The sequence below is a fragment of the Mycobacterium mantenii genome (genome assembly GCF_001667865.1).
Lineage (GTDB): Bacteria > Actinomycetota > Actinomycetes > Mycobacteriales > Mycobacteriaceae > Mycobacterium > Mycobacterium mantenii_A.
Genome location: NZ_LZJP01000002.1, coordinates 1 through 656, shown reverse-complemented (window position 1 = coordinate 656; position 656 = coordinate 1). Strand labels below are relative to the sequence as shown.

Annotated in this window: 1 protein-coding gene; it reads left to right on the top strand. The window is 60.1% G+C overall.

What is annotated here, in order from left to right:
- The coding region (locus tag A5688_RS00010) for an MCE family protein (protein ID WP_120312431.1) at window positions 1-656 on the top strand (656 nt) is incomplete at both ends.

Sequence of the window (656 nt, the reverse complement as noted above, 5' to 3'; positions counted from 1 at the left end):
GGGTTGGTGATGGATCCGGGTTCGAAGGTGACTTATAACGGGGTGGAGATCGGCCGGGTGGGGTCGATCTCGGAGACGGTGCGTGATGGCAAGCCGGCGGCGAAGTTCGTCTTGGAGGTGTATCCGCGGTATTTGGCGTTGATTCCGTCGAATGTGAATGCCGATATCAAGGCGACGACGGTGTTCGGTGGCAAGTATGTGTCGTTGACGACGCCGGCCAATCCGTCGCCGCAGAAGATCTCCCCGCGCACGGTGATCGATGCGCGCTCGGTGACCACCGAGATCAACACGTTGTTCCAGACGATCACCTCGATCGCGGAGAAGGTTGATCCGGTCAAGCTGAATTTGACGTTGAGTGCTGCGGCGCAGTCGTTGACCGGGTTGGGGGAGAAATTCGGCCAGTCGGTGACCAACGCCAACGTGTTGCTCGATGATGTGAATCCGCAGATGCCGCAGGCGCGCAAGGACATTCAGCGGTTGGCGGCGCTGGGGGACACGTACGCGAACGCGTCGCCGGATTTGTTCGACTTCTTGAACAATGCGGTGATCACCGCGCGCACGATCAACGCCCAGCAAAAGGATCTGGATCAGGCGTTGTTGTCGGCGGCCGGGTTCGGCAACACCGGTGCGGAGTTGTTCAACAAGGGTGGCCCGTA